Origin of the sequence: Sphingobacterium paludis (genome assembly GCF_004364125.1) — a bacterium.
In the GTDB taxonomy this organism is placed as follows: Bacteria; Bacteroidota; Bacteroidia; order Sphingobacteriales; family Sphingobacteriaceae; genus Sphingobacterium; species Sphingobacterium paludis.
The window spans coordinates 91,947-107,943 of sequence record NZ_SNZV01000003.1; the positions used below are offsets into that span (position 1 = coordinate 91,947).

General features: G+C 43.0%; 17 protein-coding genes. 3 read left to right on the plus strand and 14 right to left on the minus strand.

What is annotated here, in order from left to right:
- Positions 1–35 precede the first annotated feature (35 nt).
- The 6 genes from B0I21_RS06415 to B0I21_RS06440 are packed head-to-tail and all read right to left on the minus strand — an operon-like array spanning position 36 to position 6,221.
- Entirely contained in the window at positions 36–1,364 is a 1,329-nt protein-coding gene (locus B0I21_RS06415) for a DUF58 domain-containing protein (protein ID WP_133639652.1), read from the minus strand.
- Positions 1,364–2,359: an AAA family ATPase gene (locus tag B0I21_RS06420; protein WP_133639653.1), complete on the minus strand. Its 996-nt coding sequence runs from the start codon at positions 2,357–2,359 to the stop codon at positions 1,364–1,366. Before B0I21_RS06420 ends, B0I21_RS06415 begins: the two co-directional genes overlap by 1 nt.
- Positions 2,356–3,564: a DUF4350 domain-containing protein gene (locus B0I21_RS06425; protein WP_208292275.1), complete on the minus strand. Its 1,209-nt coding sequence runs from the start codon at positions 3,562–3,564 to the stop codon at positions 2,356–2,358. Before B0I21_RS06425 ends, B0I21_RS06420 begins: the two co-directional genes overlap by 4 nt.
- Positions 3,561–4,364 carry a hypothetical protein gene (locus tag B0I21_RS06430; protein ID WP_133639655.1) on the minus strand — a complete coding sequence of 268 codons (804 nt, stop codon included), beginning with the start codon at positions 4,362–4,364 and terminating at the stop codon, positions 3,561–3,563. The genes B0I21_RS06425 and B0I21_RS06430 overlap by 4 nt, the downstream gene beginning before the upstream one ends.
- Entirely contained in the window at positions 4,351–5,268 is a 918-nt protein-coding gene (locus B0I21_RS06435) for an ABC transporter permease (RefSeq protein ID WP_133639656.1), read from the minus strand. Before B0I21_RS06435 ends, B0I21_RS06430 begins: the two co-directional genes overlap by 14 nt.
- On the minus strand, positions 5,259–6,221 hold the full coding sequence (locus B0I21_RS06440; RefSeq protein ID WP_133639657.1) for a stage II sporulation protein M: 963 nt from the start codon (positions 6,219–6,221) through the stop codon (positions 5,259–5,261). The genes B0I21_RS06435 and B0I21_RS06440 overlap by 10 nt, the downstream gene beginning before the upstream one ends.
- A 65-nt stretch (positions 6,222–6,286) precedes the next feature.
- Between B0I21_RS06440 and B0I21_RS06445 the strand changes: the two genes are divergently transcribed.
- Positions 6,287–7,231, plus strand: a complete 945-nt coding sequence (locus tag B0I21_RS06445; RefSeq protein ID WP_243835966.1) for an RDD family protein — start codon at positions 6,287–6,289, stop codon at positions 7,229–7,231.
- Positions 7,232–7,246: 15 nt separating this feature from the next.
- Here B0I21_RS06445 and trmB read toward each other — a convergent pair whose 3' ends face one another.
- Complete coding sequence (trmB, locus tag B0I21_RS06450; RefSeq protein ID WP_133639658.1) at positions 7,247–7,894, minus strand: tRNA (guanosine(46)-N7)-methyltransferase TrmB; 648 nt, start codon at positions 7,892–7,894, stop codon at positions 7,247–7,249.
- A gap of 56 nt (positions 7,895–7,950) precedes the next feature.
- Here trmB and fcl point away from each other — a divergent pair, with 56 nt between their 5' ends.
- A complete protein-coding gene (fcl, locus tag B0I21_RS06455; RefSeq protein ID WP_133639659.1) occupies positions 7,951–8,883 on the plus strand; it encodes a GDP-L-fucose synthase in 933 nt (310 codons plus the stop codon).
- On the opposite strand, the gene B0I21_RS06460 is transcribed toward fcl, so the two are convergent.
- The 3 genes from B0I21_RS06460 to B0I21_RS06470 all read right to left on the minus strand — a co-directional run bounded on the left by B0I21_RS06460 (position 8,880) and on the right by B0I21_RS06470 (position 10,193).
- Entirely contained in the window at positions 8,880–9,398 is a 519-nt protein-coding gene (locus B0I21_RS06460) for a hypothetical protein (protein WP_133639660.1), read from the minus strand. The two genes, fcl and B0I21_RS06460, sit on opposite strands and share 4 nt — an antisense overlap.
- A complete protein-coding gene (locus tag B0I21_RS06465) occupies positions 9,373–9,792 on the minus strand; it encodes a hypothetical protein (RefSeq protein ID WP_133639661.1) in 420 nt (139 codons plus the stop codon). The genes B0I21_RS06460 and B0I21_RS06465 overlap by 26 nt, the downstream gene beginning before the upstream one ends.
- A gap of 131 nt (positions 9,793–9,923) precedes the next feature.
- Positions 9,924–10,193: a YtxH domain-containing protein gene (locus B0I21_RS06470; RefSeq protein WP_133639662.1), complete on the minus strand. Its 270-nt coding sequence runs from the start codon at positions 10,191–10,193 to the stop codon at positions 9,924–9,926.
- A gap of 212 nt (positions 10,194–10,405) precedes the next feature.
- On the opposite strand from B0I21_RS06470, the gene B0I21_RS06475 reads away from it, so the two are divergent.
- A complete protein-coding gene (locus tag B0I21_RS06475; protein ID WP_133639663.1) occupies positions 10,406–11,944 on the plus strand; it encodes a YifB family Mg chelatase-like AAA ATPase in 1,539 nt (512 codons plus the stop codon).
- Between the two features lie 4 nt (positions 11,945–11,948).
- On the opposite strand, the gene B0I21_RS06480 is transcribed toward B0I21_RS06475, so the two are convergent.
- From B0I21_RS06480 to rsfS, 4 genes are all read right to left on the minus strand, one after another.
- Positions 11,949–12,575 (minus strand): rhomboid family intramembrane serine protease, encoded by a 627-nt coding sequence (locus B0I21_RS06480; RefSeq protein ID WP_133639664.1) that lies wholly within the window; start codon positions 12,573–12,575, stop codon positions 11,949–11,951.
- An 18-nt stretch (positions 12,576–12,593) separates the two neighbouring features.
- Positions 12,594–13,241 carry a LutC/YkgG family protein gene (locus tag B0I21_RS06485; RefSeq protein WP_133639665.1) on the minus strand — a complete coding sequence of 216 codons (648 nt, stop codon included), beginning with the start codon at positions 13,239–13,241 and terminating at the stop codon, positions 12,594–12,596.
- A gap of 205 nt (positions 13,242–13,446) precedes the next feature.
- The gene (gene ftsH / locus B0I21_RS06490; protein WP_133639666.1) at positions 13,447–15,519 is read right to left on the minus strand and encodes an ATP-dependent zinc metalloprotease FtsH; all 2,073 of its coding nucleotides are present in this window, start codon (positions 15,517–15,519) and stop codon (positions 13,447–13,449) included.
- 38 nt (positions 15,520–15,557) lie between these two features.
- Complete coding sequence (gene rsfS / locus B0I21_RS06495; protein WP_037497090.1) at positions 15,558–15,932, minus strand: ribosome silencing factor; 375 nt, start codon at positions 15,930–15,932, stop codon at positions 15,558–15,560.
- Positions 15,933–15,997: the final 65 nt, after the last annotated feature.

Sequence of the window (15,997 nt, forward strand, 5' to 3'; positions counted from 1 at the left end):
TCTAAAAACGGTGCTGATCTTGCTTCTTTTCATTCTTACAATAACCCTCGCGCCTTTATCTCTAAATACTTATTTATAGCGTTGATCGTCAGATCCTCTGGCGCGGTATAAATCGTTTGAATGCCTTGTCTATTCAATTCTTGAATAACCAAATTCTTTTCGTAAACGAACTTCTCTGCTATGACTTGATTGTAGACATCAATCAACTTCGCCCCGCCCGCGTTGGACATCGCGATAAGTTCCGTGTTTTTAAATACCACAACAACCACGATATGTGTTTTGGCGAGCATGCGCAAATACGGCATTTGCCTAGCCAAGGCATCTACTGTCTCGAAGTTGGTATACAACATAAGCAAGGAGCGCTTGTTAATATGTCGATTGCAAAATGCATAAAGGTTGCCAAACTCAGACTCTTGGAAATCTGTTTCTATGCCATACAGTTTCTCTGATATAATCCGCATTTGATTGTTTCGCTTCTCAGCAGAGACATGGTTTCCTACGTCTTTTGAAAATGTCAACATGCCCGCTCTATCTTGTTTGATAATCGCTGCATTAGCAAGCACCAAAGTCGAATTAATAGCATAGTCCAATAAGGTGAGTCCTTGGAAAGGCATCCGCATAACCCGACCGCAATCTATCAAAGCGTAGATAGGCTGCGATCGCTCTTCCTGATATTGATTGACTTGCAATTTTTTATGTTTTGCCGTAGCCTTCCAATTGACGTGTCTAAACTCATCCCCCCTAACATAGGAGCGAATATGATCAAATTCCAACGTTGCCCCAATTTTCCGAACCCGTTTAATCCCCAGCTCGACCAAGCGGTCTGTTGTTGCCAATAGCTGGTACTTACGCATTTGTATGAACGAAGGATAGCAAGATATCGTCTGTGGATCTTGCAAGGTAAATTTTCGTTCAAAAAGACCCACATGATGAACAAGCACGTGACAACGTGTAAACGTATACACACCTCGACTGGTGGGGCGTATGGTATAGCGAAGACGTTTTGTTTGTCGAGCGGCTAACGGCAAAGCGAAGCTGATATCGCGCAATTGGAGTTGCGCGGGAAACTCCTCCAGCACGCGTATACCGACTTTTAACGGATAAAAGCTCTGCACGATAATGCCCATTTCATTCTCGTCACCATTGGAAAGCTTTTCAGGATAGTCGCGAGCGATAACAATAAGGTTTTTCTTCGCATAGAGCACAACAATATCCCATGCGCAAGATCCTACAAAAATCCAAAAAAGAAGCGAAGCAACGATGAAAAACGCTTGTATAAAAAATGACAGCACGAAACAGGTGGCGAGAAGCAGTACGCCATAAAAGAAAATATTTGTAAGATACAGGTTTCGTATAAAACGCATTATCGTGGTATTTCTATACTATCTACAATTTGCCGAATGATGTAATCGCTTGTAAAGCCCTCCATTTCCTTTTCAGGAGTCAATATGACGCGGTGCCCCAACACGTTAGGAGCGACATACTTTACATCATCAGGTGTTATAAAATCCCGGCCTTGTAAGGCAGCGCAAGCTTTAGAGGCCTCTAGTAATGCAATGGACGCTCTAGGCGATGCGCCCAAGGTAAGATTCGGATTGGAGCGTGTATTGAAAATTACCTGCACGATATAGCTGAACACTTCGTCATGCACAAAAACCTGCTTGATAAGATCTTGGAAGTGGAGGAGCTCCTCCGTATCAACCACAGGCTGTACCAATTCTTCCTTGTTTTTTGCTTTTTGCGCATGGTGTTCACGAAGGATATCCATTTCTTCTTCGAAAGCTGGGTAGCCGACGTTGATCTTAAACAAAAAACGGTCAAGCTGTGCTTCGGGAAGGCGGTATGTGCCCTCGTGTTCGATTGGATTTTGGGTCGCGAAAACCACAAACGGGCGTGGTACCGCATAGGTGTGTCCGTCAACCGTTACTTGATATTCGGACATACATTCAAACAACGAGGATTGCGTTTTGGCAGGTGCGCGGTTGATTTCGTCAATTAAAACAATGTTTCCAAAAATAGGCCCTTTAAGAAAGCGAAATTCATTTGTTTTAAGATCCAATATCGAGGATCCGGTCACGTCTGACGGCATGAGGTCGGGCGTGAACTGAATGCGTTTGAAGTCTCCATGTGTACTTTTTGCAATCAGTTTTGCAGTCAACGTTTTAGCGACGCCGGGCATACCTTCTATCAACGAATGTCCTGCCGCGAGTATGGAAATAAGTAATTTCCGGATCACATCATCCTGCCCGACGATCACCTTTTTAACTTCCGAAGCAACAGCGCCCATCTTTGCCTCCAATACAGTTAAGTCAATCCTGTTTTCAAAATCAGGCGCATATTTACTATCTAGCTCGCTCATAATATATTGGCTTTATTTTTAAATTCTTCAATCTGTTTATTGATTTCGATCAGTTCGTCGTCGGTTGTCGCGGTGACTTTGCGATACTTTATGACTAACGCTATGATGTACTCACAGTCCGCAAGCGGGACCCCGCTTTTCGTAGAGAGATGCTTGGCAAACCCAGGCTCGTCCAGTGTCAGCGTATCCAATAGAAAATTGATGCGAATGTCGTAAAGAAAATACTCAATTTTCTTTTGTACCAAATTACCTGGATTACCACTTTCGTAATATAACGTGGCGATAGTCTTTGCAAACTCTTTCGACATGTTTTTCTCCGGCTCTATAACCGGTATCGCCATCTGTTCGCGTTTGCTCCGAAACAGCAAAAACAAGAGCAAGCCAAATAGCAAGATGTACCAAGCTTGTTTTAGACCTTCGTTTTGCAACAAAACACGCAATGGTGTCTGAACCGCATCATTACTTTTAGCCCGTGCGTCGTACCAAAAAACATCGGGGCGCTTTAATAGTTTCAAAGCAGTGGCGGCATAGTTGTAGTTCGGCTCCTTCAACATGTAATAGTTGGTGAACATGAGGGGTTCGAGATGGAGCAAGAAACGTCCTTTTTTTCGCCTAACTTCCACAAAATTAGGAACTTCCCGACCTTCGGCTTGAAAATAGCCGATCTTACTTATACCAACAGAATCAATCTCATAAAACAATCCGGGATAGTCCAAATCTTTGTAGAAAGCCTTTGTTCCGTCTGTCAACGTGAAAGGCCGATCTTTAATATCTATCGCGTCATTGAAGTCTCGTGGATAATAGTATTCTTGATCTAGACCAAGCGTATCCAGCAACGCTATGGATAAGCTGTTCGCGGAAATAAAAACTTCGCCGCCCCGTTCTACATAAGCAACAAGTTCGGCAACCGCTTCTTTTCCATCATACATTCCATCAACGATGTAGACTAGGCTGCCCCTTTCTTTTCCGCGGAGGAAACCCTTCAAGTCTGGATAATTCATGGCAGTAAAGTCGCGGACTTTAGCCTCATTGCCTAATATTTTTGAAAGCTCCGTTCGGGTAAAAAACAGTCCGTAAGGGATCTTGTCTCGTTGGTCATATGTTCTCGTCCAGTCGATTTGTCTATCACGGGTCAGGTCCACGAGGGCAATCGTTAAAAAAGTCAACACAAGTAAGATGACACCCAATTTCCCTGAACTTTTCATTGCCATTTTGCTTGAAAATTTAAGAAATAATGTGAAAAAGCCTCGTACTTCTTATCATCGAGCGACATCCCTCCATACCATACCCGGTTGAGGATGTCCACGTTGCCTGCAAACTCTTTCTTGAGTTGATCATCTTTCAACTCATCGATGAGTTCCACGTGCGATTTCGAGTGTTTCCAATCAATTAACCCTTTCTTTGCCAAAAGCTGTATGTTCAGTAAGTTCAAGTAACGTATCGCACGGACAAAATCACCTTCCGTTCTCGCTTGGTCAATATAGCGCGTCAAATCAAGATCCAAGAGATTTTTCTCGACGAACTTTATTTCTTCTACATCGTCGTCCTTTTCATCGCTGGGGTTTAACCAGCGCTTGCGGGATATGACTACACGATACACGATCCATATTAGCACGACGATGGCAATTACCGCCAAAAGTTTGTAGAAAATGTCGGAAAACTGGAATGCGTTTGTATTGGGAAACAATTGATCCAACCACCTGCCTATACGATCGAAAATCCGTTTGAACAGACTTACCTGATTGACATGTTCTTTGTCGTAATCAAACTCCTCTGTTTTATAGGGTATTGAGCGTATGGAAAATTCGGCCGTATCCACCTTTGGCATATTCTGGAAAGATGGTACATGATCATAGTAGCCTTCTGCTAAAAAATCGACATCTTCTGGATAATCGGTAGGAAGGCTATCTGGGGAAAGTTGGCTGGGTATGGTATCTTGGGCATGACAAAAGAGGAGCATCATACCATAGATGATGCCTAAACACTGCATTTTAACGGACATCATCTCGCCCTCCCAAACGCTCTATTTTTTCGTAAATATCTTGACCATACTTAATTTCTTTCGCTGTTTCGTAAATAATGCCGTAAACCAATACGGAAGACATGTAATATACGATAGAAAGAAATACGACCACCGTTGCACCTAAAGAAACCAGCATCCGCCCTAAAAGCGTATTGAAAAAAGTGTCATCAAAACCAATGGTGTTGTAAGCGATCAAACCGAATATGATGGTAGGCATCAGCGAAAGCATCATTAACAAAATTTGAAATACAAAACTGACGATATACGAAGAGACGCTGTAATCAACTATCTTTTTTCGCAGGATCGAAAAAGTTTCTTGCAGACTGCTTGTTGCGTCGAAATAGCCTTCCCGATAGAATAAAAACGAACAAAAGAACCAAACACCAATAAAGGCGCTTAAAATCCCAATCGCAAAGCTTCCTACAAGCGGAATAAACGCTAAGATGAGCACACAAATCATAAATGGAATAGCCAGAATTAGCGTTGCCACGATAGATACCGCTAAAAATTTAAGGTATAGGGCGATATGTTGCACAAAGGCCTGCCAGACATCAGCCGAATTGAAATCCGTATTTCGATTGTTCTTAAGCAGAATAAAGTACTCGATGGCTAGTCCAAAGAAAACCATACCGACCAACAACAACAATCCGATGGCTATAGAAGCTATCCCAAAAATATCCAGCGACTCGCTAAAGCGCGCTGTTGAAGTCAGATTGATCTTCGTGGTAATATAGTATACCAAAACCAACATGCCGCAGAGCGGTATAACCGCGAGTCGAAAAATGGTATAAAAGAAGTGCTTTAAGACAATCCGCAGGAGATTGATAAAGTCTTGCACGATTTCGCCGAGCTTCCTTTCTCTTCTAAATTCAAACGCTATGTCCATCCTTTAATTTTCGCCAAATGATATGGTCTGATCACATAAAAGTATCCGATGCAGAGGAAAGATACGATAATGATCGCTATACACATCCAAATAGAAACTTGGTAATATCTGGTGATAAAGCCCTCTAAAAAACCAGCCACAATAAAGAAAGGAACCGTACTGACCAATACTTTTGAGGCGGTTTTAATTGTTCGCTTGAAGGACTCCAGCCGCGTAAACGACCCTGGAAAAAGAATGCTATTACCAATGGCTAAACCACATCCGCCGGCAATAACAATAACCGACAGCTCAATGGCTCCATGTATCCAGATAGCCGACATCGCTTCCTTCAAGACACCATGCTGATAGAACATATAATGGAAGGCGCCAACCATGATCCCGTTGCTAAAAAGAATGTATCCAGTCCCGATACTATAAAAGATTCCTAAGGCAAAGGCCAGGAACGCCACCCGCACGTTATTTATGGTAATAGCTAAGGCAGAACCGATTTCACTCCCTCCTTCATATACGCCTGCTGGATTACCAGCCTCAATATTGCTGATGCTCATATCCACATAAAAGTCACCTAAGATCAAACGGATAAAATTCACATCATAATGTGCGGAAATAACGCCGATTAGTATTGAAAAGCAGAATAGCAGAAGCGAGTACAGCAGTGGTCGGCGTAGCTTCCAAATAGCCTCGGGAATTTCATGCATAAAGAAACGCTTGATCTGGCTTTCGGAAGATTTTTGATCACGGTATAATTGCTGGTGAGCCAATATCGCTAACTCATTTAGATAGTCCTTCGTCTTAGATTTCGGATAAAAGGTTTGGGCGTATGCCAAATCGTTAGTCAATTCCATATAATTGGAAGCCAGCTGATCGGGCGCCACATCTGCTCTGTTGCGCAGGTTGTGCTCAATCAATACCCACTTTTCCTTATTTCGATCGATAAAGGACGCTTCTCTCATGTGTTAAATTGATAACCGATTTACCAAACTTAATAAATGTTGCATGTAAATGCAATTCTTTTTGTATGGAAAAAAATCTCTTTGATAGTCGCAAAATCAGTGACTTTCGCAGTAGAAGTCCGCGGAATAATTTGCGCTTTCAAAACAATTTCTTACATTCAGCTATTTCTTATGCGTATGCGATGAAGGTTAATGCGGAGAACAAACAGCAGGGAAGCGTGCTCCAGGGAACTACGACATTTAAAAAAGCGCTGCCGCCTGATGAGATAATGTATGCACCGATGAATAGACTACAAATAAACACAGCACAAAACGTCAAGTTCGAATATAAACTAGCCTCGCTTGGTTCAAGAATCATTGCGTTTGGCATCGATTATTTCATTATCATCTGTTATTCGATATTGATTGTTAGTGTTTTGAGCAATATCGGCCTGTTTAAAAGTGCAGATAGCTGGTTGGCCGCAGGCTTATACATGCTTTTTTTGCTACCGGCTTTATTTTATACATTTTTTATGGAAAGCTTTTTTCATGGGCAGACGGTAGGGAAGATCATCATGAAGATCAAGGTAGTGAAGGTAGATGGAACACGCGCTACAATTTACCAATACTTTGTACGCTGGGTTTGCACCATCGTGGATATCTTTCTTTGCATGGGCGCACTGGGCATTAGCAGCATTATTGCGACGCGAAACGCACAGCGTATCGGGGATATTGCAGCAGAAACGGCTGTCATCAGTACCAAGCAGGATATCGCTATTCAACAAACGCTCTTCTCAGAGATTACCCAAGAATATACCGTTACATTCCCGCAAGTGATGCACCTCACCGACGACGATGCAAACACCATAAAGGAAGTCTATAAAAAAGGTTACGAGCGAAAAGATTACAATATCATCCTCGCACTGAGTAACAAATTAGTCGCCTTGCTCGATGTTAAACCGCAAATGCGGCCCGAAGAGTTTGTCGATATCGTGATCAAAGACTACTACTACACATTCCGAGACAAGTAACAAACGACGCGCTTATTAGAACGACCATTGTACATAGTTGATGTTTTTGCTATGGGCTAAGTATTTCCGCTCATAGTAGGTTTTTATAGAAAGTACATCATCGACCAAATCAGATTTGTAAAGATCCTTTGTTTCTTTTCGCTTATTTAACTTAAGCAATGCTATTTGCTCCAAGGTATACGCAAAAAAATCGTCGTTATCCGTCTTAAGATGCATAAGGCCATCTTCCGCCAAAATAGCTTTATACTTGTCTAAAAACCTAGGATTTGTTAATCGCTTTTTTTCACGACTGATTTGAGGTTGGGGGTCAGGGAAGGTGATCCAAATTTCGTCGATCTCGCCGGCAGCAAAATATTCCAGTATCGTTTCGATCTGTATACGTAAAAATGCCACATTAGCTATCCCTTCTTCCAATGCCGTTTTTGCACCACGCCAGATGCGGTTACCTTTGTAATCTACGCCTATAAAATTTTTTTCGGGGAATAATTTTGCCAAGTTGACGGTGTATTCGCCCTTGCCACAAGCCAATTCCAAGATGACTGGATGATTGTTTTTAAAAAACTTCTCAGACCATGATCCTTTAAATACCTTTCCTGCGTCCAACTGTATGACGTTGTCAAAGGTGGCTACTTCGGCAAACTTTCTTAACTTGTCCTTACCCATTTTTCATATTTTGTGCGCAAAAATAACCTTATATTTGCACTAATCAATAGATTACCGTGGAAAAAGAAGCTAAAATATTCGTAGCCGGCCATCGCGGCATGGTCGGGTCGGCAATCGTTAGGGCCTTAGAAAACGAGGGCTACGTTAACATTATCAAAAGAACGTCCAAAGAATTGGATCTGCGCAACCAAGCTGATGTTGCCGCATTTTTTGCGGACCAAAAGCCCGACTATGTGTTCTTGGCCGCAGCCAAAGTTGGTGGCATTATGGCCAACAACACGTATCGTGCAGATTTCTTGTATGAGAATATAGCTATTCAAACGAATGTCATCCACCAAGCCTATATTCAGTCTGTAAAGAAATTATTGTTCTTGGGGTCTAGCTGTATTTACCCGAAGCTTGCTCCTCAACCTTTAAGGGAGGATTACCTGCTTACCGGTACATTGGAATCGACAAACGAACCATACGCTATTGCGAAAATAGCGGGAATAAAAATGTGTGAAGCTTATCGCGCCCAGTATGGCTGCAATTTTATCTCGGCGATGCCAACCAATCTTTATGGCCTAAATGACAACTATCATCCCGAAAATTCTCATGTGTTACCTGCTTTGATCCGTCGGTTTCATGAAGCAAAAATAAACGGGTTGCCGAGCGTGACCATATGGGGCACAGGCACGCCGTTGCGCGAATTTTTGTATGCCGATGACTTAGGTGAAGCCTGTATCTTCCTTATGGATAATTACAGTGACGAACAGTTTATAAACGTGGGTGTGGGAGAAGATCTGAGCATCGAAAATCTTGCAAAATTGATCAAGAAGATTGTAGGTTTCCAGGGTAACATAGCCTTTGACAAAAGCAAACCTGACGGAACTCCCAGAAAGTTGATGGACGTGAATAAGCTTCATGACCTAGGTTGGAAACATAAAACCTCTTTAAAAGAGGGGATAGCTTTAGCTTATGAAGACTTTTTGGCGAAACATACGCATTAGTATGTTTCGCTCGGAGTTGTAAGACCCAAGTCAGCATTTGCATCATCTGCAAGCACATGAGGGGGCAACAACTCTTTTTTCTTCTTTTTCTTTTTGCCCTTCGGCCTTATAAAACTGGTGATCTTGCCTATCAAACCGCTGATCTTGCTTTGGTTCACTTGACCGACAGCCGTTTCAGAGGCCAATAAAACGACGGCTTTCTTCAACCATCCGGCGTTGCGGAGGAGGGTAGAGTTCAATACCAAGGGTGTGCCTATTTGTAAAACATTTGTTAGCCAGTCCGCATCCTTCCCTTTCATCGCTTTGCTTATATTAGACGCTACACCTTTCACGATCCCGGCTCCGGGAACAACCGTGGTAAAGTTTTTAAAAAAGCGGATCGGACTTTCTACTTTTGCTTTTAGCAGCTCATACTGATCAAGCAGATAAAGCTCTTGCTCCTTCTTGCGAACACTAAGACGAGCAATCTCTACCTTCAAATCTTCCAGATTATTTATTTTTTGTGAACTCTTCATGTATATCCGTTTTAACTTTCTCCTGTATTACATCTTCGTCTTCATCGCCATCCCATTTATTCGCTAGCTTACTGATGGTGATATTCATAAAAATAGCTTCCAACTTTGGCTCAAAGGCACGGATTAACAACAGTATCACGAAGAAAATAACCCCCGTCAGTAAAAATCCTAGAGCATTACTATGCAATAGCTCTCCAAGAAAAAAACCAAGCGCCAGCGAACAGAAAAATACAATAAACAGAGTAAGTACAACTTTAGAAACGTCAAGTACTAAGGAACCCAAAATACGCGATCCCTTCGCTAATGCTTTTAATTTCAGAAGCTTTATTTGGGTGTCTACGTATTCTTTCCCTTTTTGAAACGTACCGCTAAATGAGAATTTTTCTTCTTCCATGAATAATAAATTTGTGAGAGGCGAACGCCCACATGTATACGTGTGCGGCCCAAAAATTGGGGCGATATCATTTCATGATTTCGACCTCTTTTGTATTTAAATAATGGGGCCGCCGAAGCGACCCTCGAATACTATGCGTGTTCTTCTATCTCGTCGTCAATCGCAGATTCCACATGAGAAACTTTTGATTTGACGGCTGCAACAAGCTTTTCTTTTAAATCATTCAGTTGATCGAGTTGTTCCTCGGCACGTTCCTTTATTGCATCGCCAAGATCTGCCAGAGAATCATGAAGCTTATCTCTTGTCTCCGAACCCTTATCGGGTGCAAACAACAACCCCAAAACTGCTCCCGCCGCTAGGCCGGCCAACAGTGCTGTAACTATTTTACCGTTTTCGTTCATAAGATTTGTCTTTTAGTAATGAAAGATATATAGACGATATATGTTTAACAAATGATCGTTCTAAACGTTTTAAAAATACAAAACTATTTTGGCCCACACGATCGACATAAGGAATATCGACAAAACTCTGACCCAATTACTAACTGCCGATAAAAAATAAAATGGTATTCTTCTACAATTTTTTTATCTTTAAAGAAACCATTGTAATCCATATGCTCGTAAAAACATTTAGTAGTGCCGTACACGGCATCGAAGCCACATCCATAACCGTCGAGGTTCACATATCGACTGGAACAAAGTATTACATTGTTGGACTGCCCGATAATGCGATAAAAGAAAGTTGGCAACGTATTGAAAGTGCGATTGCTACGATTGGTTTTCGGATGCCGCGACAGAAGATCGTTGTTAACTTGGCACCGGCAGATATCCGAAAGGAAGGTTCCGCCTATGACCTATCTATGGCCGTAGGCATTTTAGCGGCGTCCGGGCAAATGCCTGACCGGCTACTATCCGACTACCTTATTTTGGGTGAGCTATCCCTGAATGGCGAAATTCAACCCATCAAAGGCGCGCTGCCCGTTGCCATACAAGCACAAAAAGATGGATTTAAAGGCATTATGCTCCCCGAAGTTAATGCACGAGAAGCGGCTGCTGTGCAACATATTGATGTATTGCCCGTCAATAATTTGAAAGAAATTGTCTCCTTTTTAAGTGAGGAAGAAACGATTGTCCCCTTGCGGCTGAATATTCAGCAAGAGTTCCTTAATCATATAAATGATTATGACGTAGACTTTGCAGACGTAAAAGGGCAAGAAAACATAAAAAGAGCGTTGGAAATCGCTGCTGCTGGCGGACACAATGTCATCCTAATCGGGCCACCCGGGGCTGGAAAAACCATGTTAGCAAAACGTCTCCCGACCATACTCCCGCCATTGACGCTAGAAGAATCCATAGAAACAACAAAGATTCATTCCGTAGCCGGGCAGCTCAGAGCACAATCCGCTTTAATGACGATTCGCCCCTTTCGAGCACCGCATCATACCATCTCCGATGTTGCCCTGGTGGGTGGCGGCTCGCATCCACAACCCGGAGAAATATCGTTAGCACACCATGGTGTTCTTTTTTTAGATGAGCTGCCGGAATTTAAGCGTACGGTACTGGAAGTGATGCGGCAGCCTCTAGAATCGCGAAGTATCACGATCTCCCGAGCCCGTTCATCAGTAGACTACCCGGCAAGCTTTATGCTTATTGCGGCAATGAACCCCTGCCCATGCGGCTATTACAATCATCCGGAAAAAGAATGTATCTGCGGCAGCGCCGTTGTACAGCGGTATCTTAGTAAAATATCAGGGCCATTGCTCGATCGAATCGATCTGCATGTGGAGGTTACGCCCGTCGAGTTTAATGAATTGGCAAGCAGCAGAATAAGTGAGCCTAGCACATCCATACGTGCTCGGGTGATACTGGCAAGGAAAGCGCAAGAAGAACGTTTTTTTTCCTCGCGCGCTATTCATTGCAATGCACAAATGGGAACGAAGGCGGTTAGAGATGTTTGTAAAATCAATGAGGTAGGTAAGCGACTATTGCAGGCTGCAATGGAAAAATTAAACTTATCTGCCCGCGCTTATGATAGAATACTTAAAGTAGCGCGAACGATAGCGGATATGGAGGGGGTACAAGATATACAGAACCACCATATCGCGGAGGCCATACATTTTAGGAGCTTGGACCGGGAGAATTGGGCAGGATAAGGTGTTAAAAGCTGGCGACGAAATGTTGCAATACCCAAGGGTACAAGACCAATGTCAGGACAACCCCCGTCAACGCGCCATACAAATGCGCTTCGTGGTTGATACCATCATTGGATTTTCTGGATGCCCAAATGCTATAGCCAAGAAACAACGCGGCAAAAACGTAGGCAGGCATCGGGATAATCATAAAAACACCTAACGGCGCCTTCGGTTGAAACAGAATAAAGCTAAAGAGTACGGCACAAATTGAGCCGGACGCTCCAAGGCTGTAATAGCCCGGGTTATTTTTTTGCTTTAAGATGGTCGGGATATCACTTAAGACCAAGCTGATGAGATAGATTGCTGCAAAAAGCAGATGGCCCAATGATCCACTTAGCTCGACGAATAGCGATTCCAGCGCAAAGCCAAAATAGTAGAAAGTAATCATATTGAACAGGAGGTGCATCCAGTCTTTATGAATTAACCCGCTACTTAAAACAGTGTAATATTTATCTTTATTCCTGTAAATGGTATAAGGATGTAGCATGAACTTGCCATACCATTGCGGGTTGGAAAAAGCAAAGATACTCGTCCCAATCGTCAAAGCAAATATCAAAGAGGAAACAGGTGTAGAATATAGGCTATCAATCATGGTATGGTGTTCGTGTCGTTAAAATCTATCTTCTAGTAAAAAAACGTAGAGTTCTTTGGAGCCTTGCCCTACGGCTAGGGTCTGATCTATAAAGTTGGTATGCAAGCTCGGGCCACTTATTATCGTCAACACGCTGGGGAGTCTATCGGCATACTTCTCCTGCACCTTACGCAACGCATGTTTTACATCCATAACGAGTTGAGACGCCTTAGCAATAACGATATGCACAGGCGGATAAACGCTGAGCGACCTACCCGAAGCATCGGCATTGGATATCAACACGCTCCCGTTTCTTGCGATGAGCGCCTCGCAAATCGTAATGGCTGCATCGGCCTGTTGAAAATTGTTGGGCGTTGTATAAACGGGGAAGCCATATTGATCCAAAAGCTGCTGCACAGGATATTCCCAGGCATGTATTTTCTTAATTTTCAACGACTCAGCCAGCAATATCAGATTTTCGATCAATGCAATTTCGCCATCGCAGTACACGAAATTTCCTGCAACAGCGGTCAATTCACGGGCAAAAGTAAGGTCTAATGGCTCGGTCTCGTCTTTATAAAGAGGAGAATCTTCAAAATCCAGATAGGGATTTTCCCGCTTTTGAAGTAGTGCCTGCCGAATTTTCTTCAACATGCGTTCCTTAGCTGTCGTGTTTCTGATATTCATGTTTACAAGTAAACCTTTACGCTATAAAAAGAGCAACCCTAGAGGAAGGATATTAACTTGGTTGCGTCTAGGATAAACGATGACCAAGTAATCTGCATGTTTAAAATACGAAGATTGCTTCGTTATAATTCCCTACCGTAACGCGTAAGCTGTTAGTAATCCTTGTCCTCTCCAGGTTGCCCTTTCTTATGCCGATGTCTCGTTCTTAGCCTTTGAAATTGTCTTTATCCTCAGCTTTAGCTTCAGTAGAACCACCTTCCGGAGGTAAGTCTAATGGTAAGTCAGTCTGCGGCACTCCGCCACCATCGACGCCGCCGTTTACGAATTCATCATAAGTGGTCCTGTTCTCAAATGGACGTTTGCCCAAGATTTCTTCCAAATCACTTTGAAACAGGATCTCTTTTTCCAATAGCTTCTCGGCGATCTTGATCAGACCATCTTGTTTATCAACCAACAACTGTTTCGTTCGCTCATAGACTGCTGAAATCAATATGCGCACTTCTTCGTCGATAAGTTCAGCTGTTTGGTCTGAATAGGGCTTTTGAAACTGCGAATCTCCAGAGCTATCGCGAAAAGACACGTTACCGACCTTGTCGTTCATCCCATAAACAGCTGTCATGGCATAGGCCAGCTTGGTGATCCGTTCCAAGTCGTTCTGCGCACCTGTACTGATCCGTCCAAACGTGATATCTTCGGCCACCCGACCGCCCATAGTCATACACATGCTATCCAACAATTGTTCTGTAGTATACAAAAACTGCTCTTTAGGAAGATATTGTGCGTAGCCCAAAGCGGCAACGCCACGCGGTACGATAGAGACTTTTACCAATGGATCAGCATACTCTAAGAACCAACCTGCAATCGCATGCCCGGCCTCATGGTAGGCAACAATTTTTTTCTCATCTGGTGATATGATTTTATTCTTTTTCTCAAGCCCTCCAATCACACGGTCTACCGCATCTTGGAAATCCTGCATATCTATGGCAGTTTTGTTTTTCCTTGCAGCAATAAGTGCGGCTTCGTTACACACGTTCGCAATCTCTGCACCCGCAAAACCAGGTGTTTGAGCCGATAGTTTTTTAGCATCCACTTCCTCAGAAAGCTTCAGCGGTTTCAAGTGTACACTAAAAATATGTTCACGGCCAATTAAATCGGGTTTATCAATAGAAATTTGTCTATCAAATCGTCCGGGTCTCAACAACGCAGAGTCTAAGACATCTAAACGGTTGGTTGCGGCCAATATGATAACACCTAGGTTCGTGCCGAATCCATCCATCTCTACCAACAATTGATTCAATGTATTTTCGCGCTCATCGTTGCCCCCCATGACCGAGTTTTTACCACGGGCACGACCGATAGCATCGATCTCGTCGATGAAGATGATACAGGGTGCTTTTTCTTTAGCCTGCTTGAAAAGGTCGCGTACACGAGAAGCACCTACACCGACAAACATTTCCACAAAGTCAGAGCCAGAGAGCGAAAAGAAAGGAACCTGTGCCTCACCAGCCACCGCTTTTGCCAATAATGTTTTACCAGTACCCGGAGGGCCGACTAGCAATGCGCCTTTCGGAATTTTACCACCTAAATCCGTATATTTCTTTGGGTTTTTTAAGAAGTCGACGATTTCCATAACCTCTGTCTTCGCCTCTTCCAGCCCCGCCACGTCATTGAATGTGATATTGATCTGCGATTCTTTGTCAAAAAGCTGCGCCTTCGATTTACCGATATTAAAAATAGCACCGCCACCGCTGCCGGCTCCGCCACCCATTCTACGCATGAGCAGCATCCAAATTGCCACGATGATCAATAGCGGCAGCATAAACGAAATAAACCAACCCGCCCAAGGGTTTGAGCGATCCTCATAGTTCACTGCAACTTTTGCATGGTCGGATGATAAGCTATCTTGCGAAGCGTTTAGTTTTTTCTCCAATATTTCCGCAGAAGGTTCCGTGAACACATATTGAGGGCCCGCAGACGGTGTGAGCATCAGTGAATTGGAATTGGGCGTTACTTCTTTGTACTTATCTTCACTAAGTTTATCTTTTTTGATATATACCTCAACATCAATCAAATCGTTATTCTTGAAAGCTACCAACCGCTCCACATCGCCAGGACGAAGCATCCTTTCTTCAAAATCCGCGTACGTTATTTTTTTAGTAGACTCGCTGCTAAAGAAGTACTGTAGACCGAAAAAACCAAGGATAATCAATATCCAGAGCCACATCATATTAAATTTTGGCGGAACGGGTGTCACTTTTTTATTCGGAATTTTCTTCATTATATTTTGTTATATCTGTCTATTATTTGTTAAAAGTGTCACGCACTTTGATACGACTGCACTTGTGCGTCTCCCCACAAGTCTTCTATGCCATAATGGCTTCTTTTTTCTGTTTTGAAGATATGCACAACCACATCCACGAAATCCAATAAAATCCATTCTCCGTTACCGTGCCCTTCTTTGTGCCAAGGCTCTTGTCCAAAGGCCTTATAAACCTCATCTTCTACACTCTTTGCGATCGCATTAACTTGTATCGTAGAGTCTGCATGACAAATAACAAAATAATCTGAGAGGGTAGCATTCACGCTGCGCATGTCCATTCGCACAATTTCATTTCCCTTCTTCTCCTGCATGCCCAAGACTACCACTTCAGCAAGCTTTCCCGACAATTGCGTTTTTGTATTTTTACTCATTAAAAAATATTAGTTTTGAATAATATTTTACTGTTTTTAATTGTTCTCCCTTGCAAAATAACACA

Coding starts and splice junctions, on each gene's coding strand:
- B0I21_RS06485 (WP_133639665.1), bottom strand. CDS start 13,241: ATGAATATCAGAAACACGACAGCTAAGGAACGCATGTTGAAGAAAATT.
- B0I21_RS06480 (WP_133639664.1), bottom strand. CDS start 12,575: ATGATTGATAGCCTATATTCTACACCTGTTTCCTCTTTGATATTTGCT.
- trmB (WP_133639658.1), bottom strand. CDS start 7,894: ATGGGTAAGGACAAGTTAAGAAAGTTTGCCGAAGTAGCCACCTTTGAC.
- B0I21_RS06465 (WP_133639661.1), bottom strand. CDS start 9,792: ATGGAAGAAGAAAAATTCTCATTTAGCGGTACGTTTCAAAAAGGGAAA.
- B0I21_RS06435 (WP_133639656.1), bottom strand. CDS start 5,268: ATGGACATAGCGTTTGAATTTAGAAGAGAAAGGAAGCTCGGCGAAATC.
- B0I21_RS06445 (WP_243835966.1), top strand. CDS start 6,287: ATGGAAAAAAATCTCTTTGATAGTCGCAAAATCAGTGACTTTCGCAGT.
- B0I21_RS06420 (WP_133639653.1), bottom strand. CDS start 2,359: ATGAGCGAGCTAGATAGTAAATATGCGCCTGATTTTGAAAACAGGATT.
- rsfS (WP_037497090.1), bottom strand. CDS start 15,932: ATGAGTAAAAATACAAAAACGCAATTGTCGGGAAAGCTTGCTGAAGTG.
- B0I21_RS06475 (WP_133639663.1), top strand. CDS start 10,406: ATGCTCGTAAAAACATTTAGTAGTGCCGTACACGGCATCGAAGCCACA.
- ftsH (WP_133639666.1), bottom strand. CDS start 15,519: ATGAAGAAAATTCCGAATAAAAAAGTGACACCCGTTCCGCCAAAATTT.
- B0I21_RS06440 (WP_133639657.1), bottom strand. CDS start 6,221: ATGAGAGAAGCGTCCTTTATCGATCGAAATAAGGAAAAGTGGGTATTG.
- B0I21_RS06415 (WP_133639652.1), bottom strand. CDS start 1,364: ATGCGTTTTATACGAAACCTGTATCTTACAAATATTTTCTTTTATGGC.
- B0I21_RS06470 (WP_133639662.1), bottom strand. CDS start 10,193: ATGAACGAAAACGGTAAAATAGTTACAGCACTGTTGGCCGGCCTAGCG.
- B0I21_RS06430 (WP_133639655.1), bottom strand. CDS start 4,364: ATGATGTCCGTTAAAATGCAGTGTTTAGGCATCATCTATGGTATGATG.
- B0I21_RS06425 (WP_208292275.1), bottom strand. CDS start 3,564: ATGAAAAGTTCAGGGAAATTGGGTGTCATCTTACTTGTGTTGACTTTT.
- B0I21_RS06460 (WP_133639660.1), bottom strand. CDS start 9,398: ATGAAGAGTTCACAAAAAATAAATAATCTGGAAGATTTGAAGGTAGAG.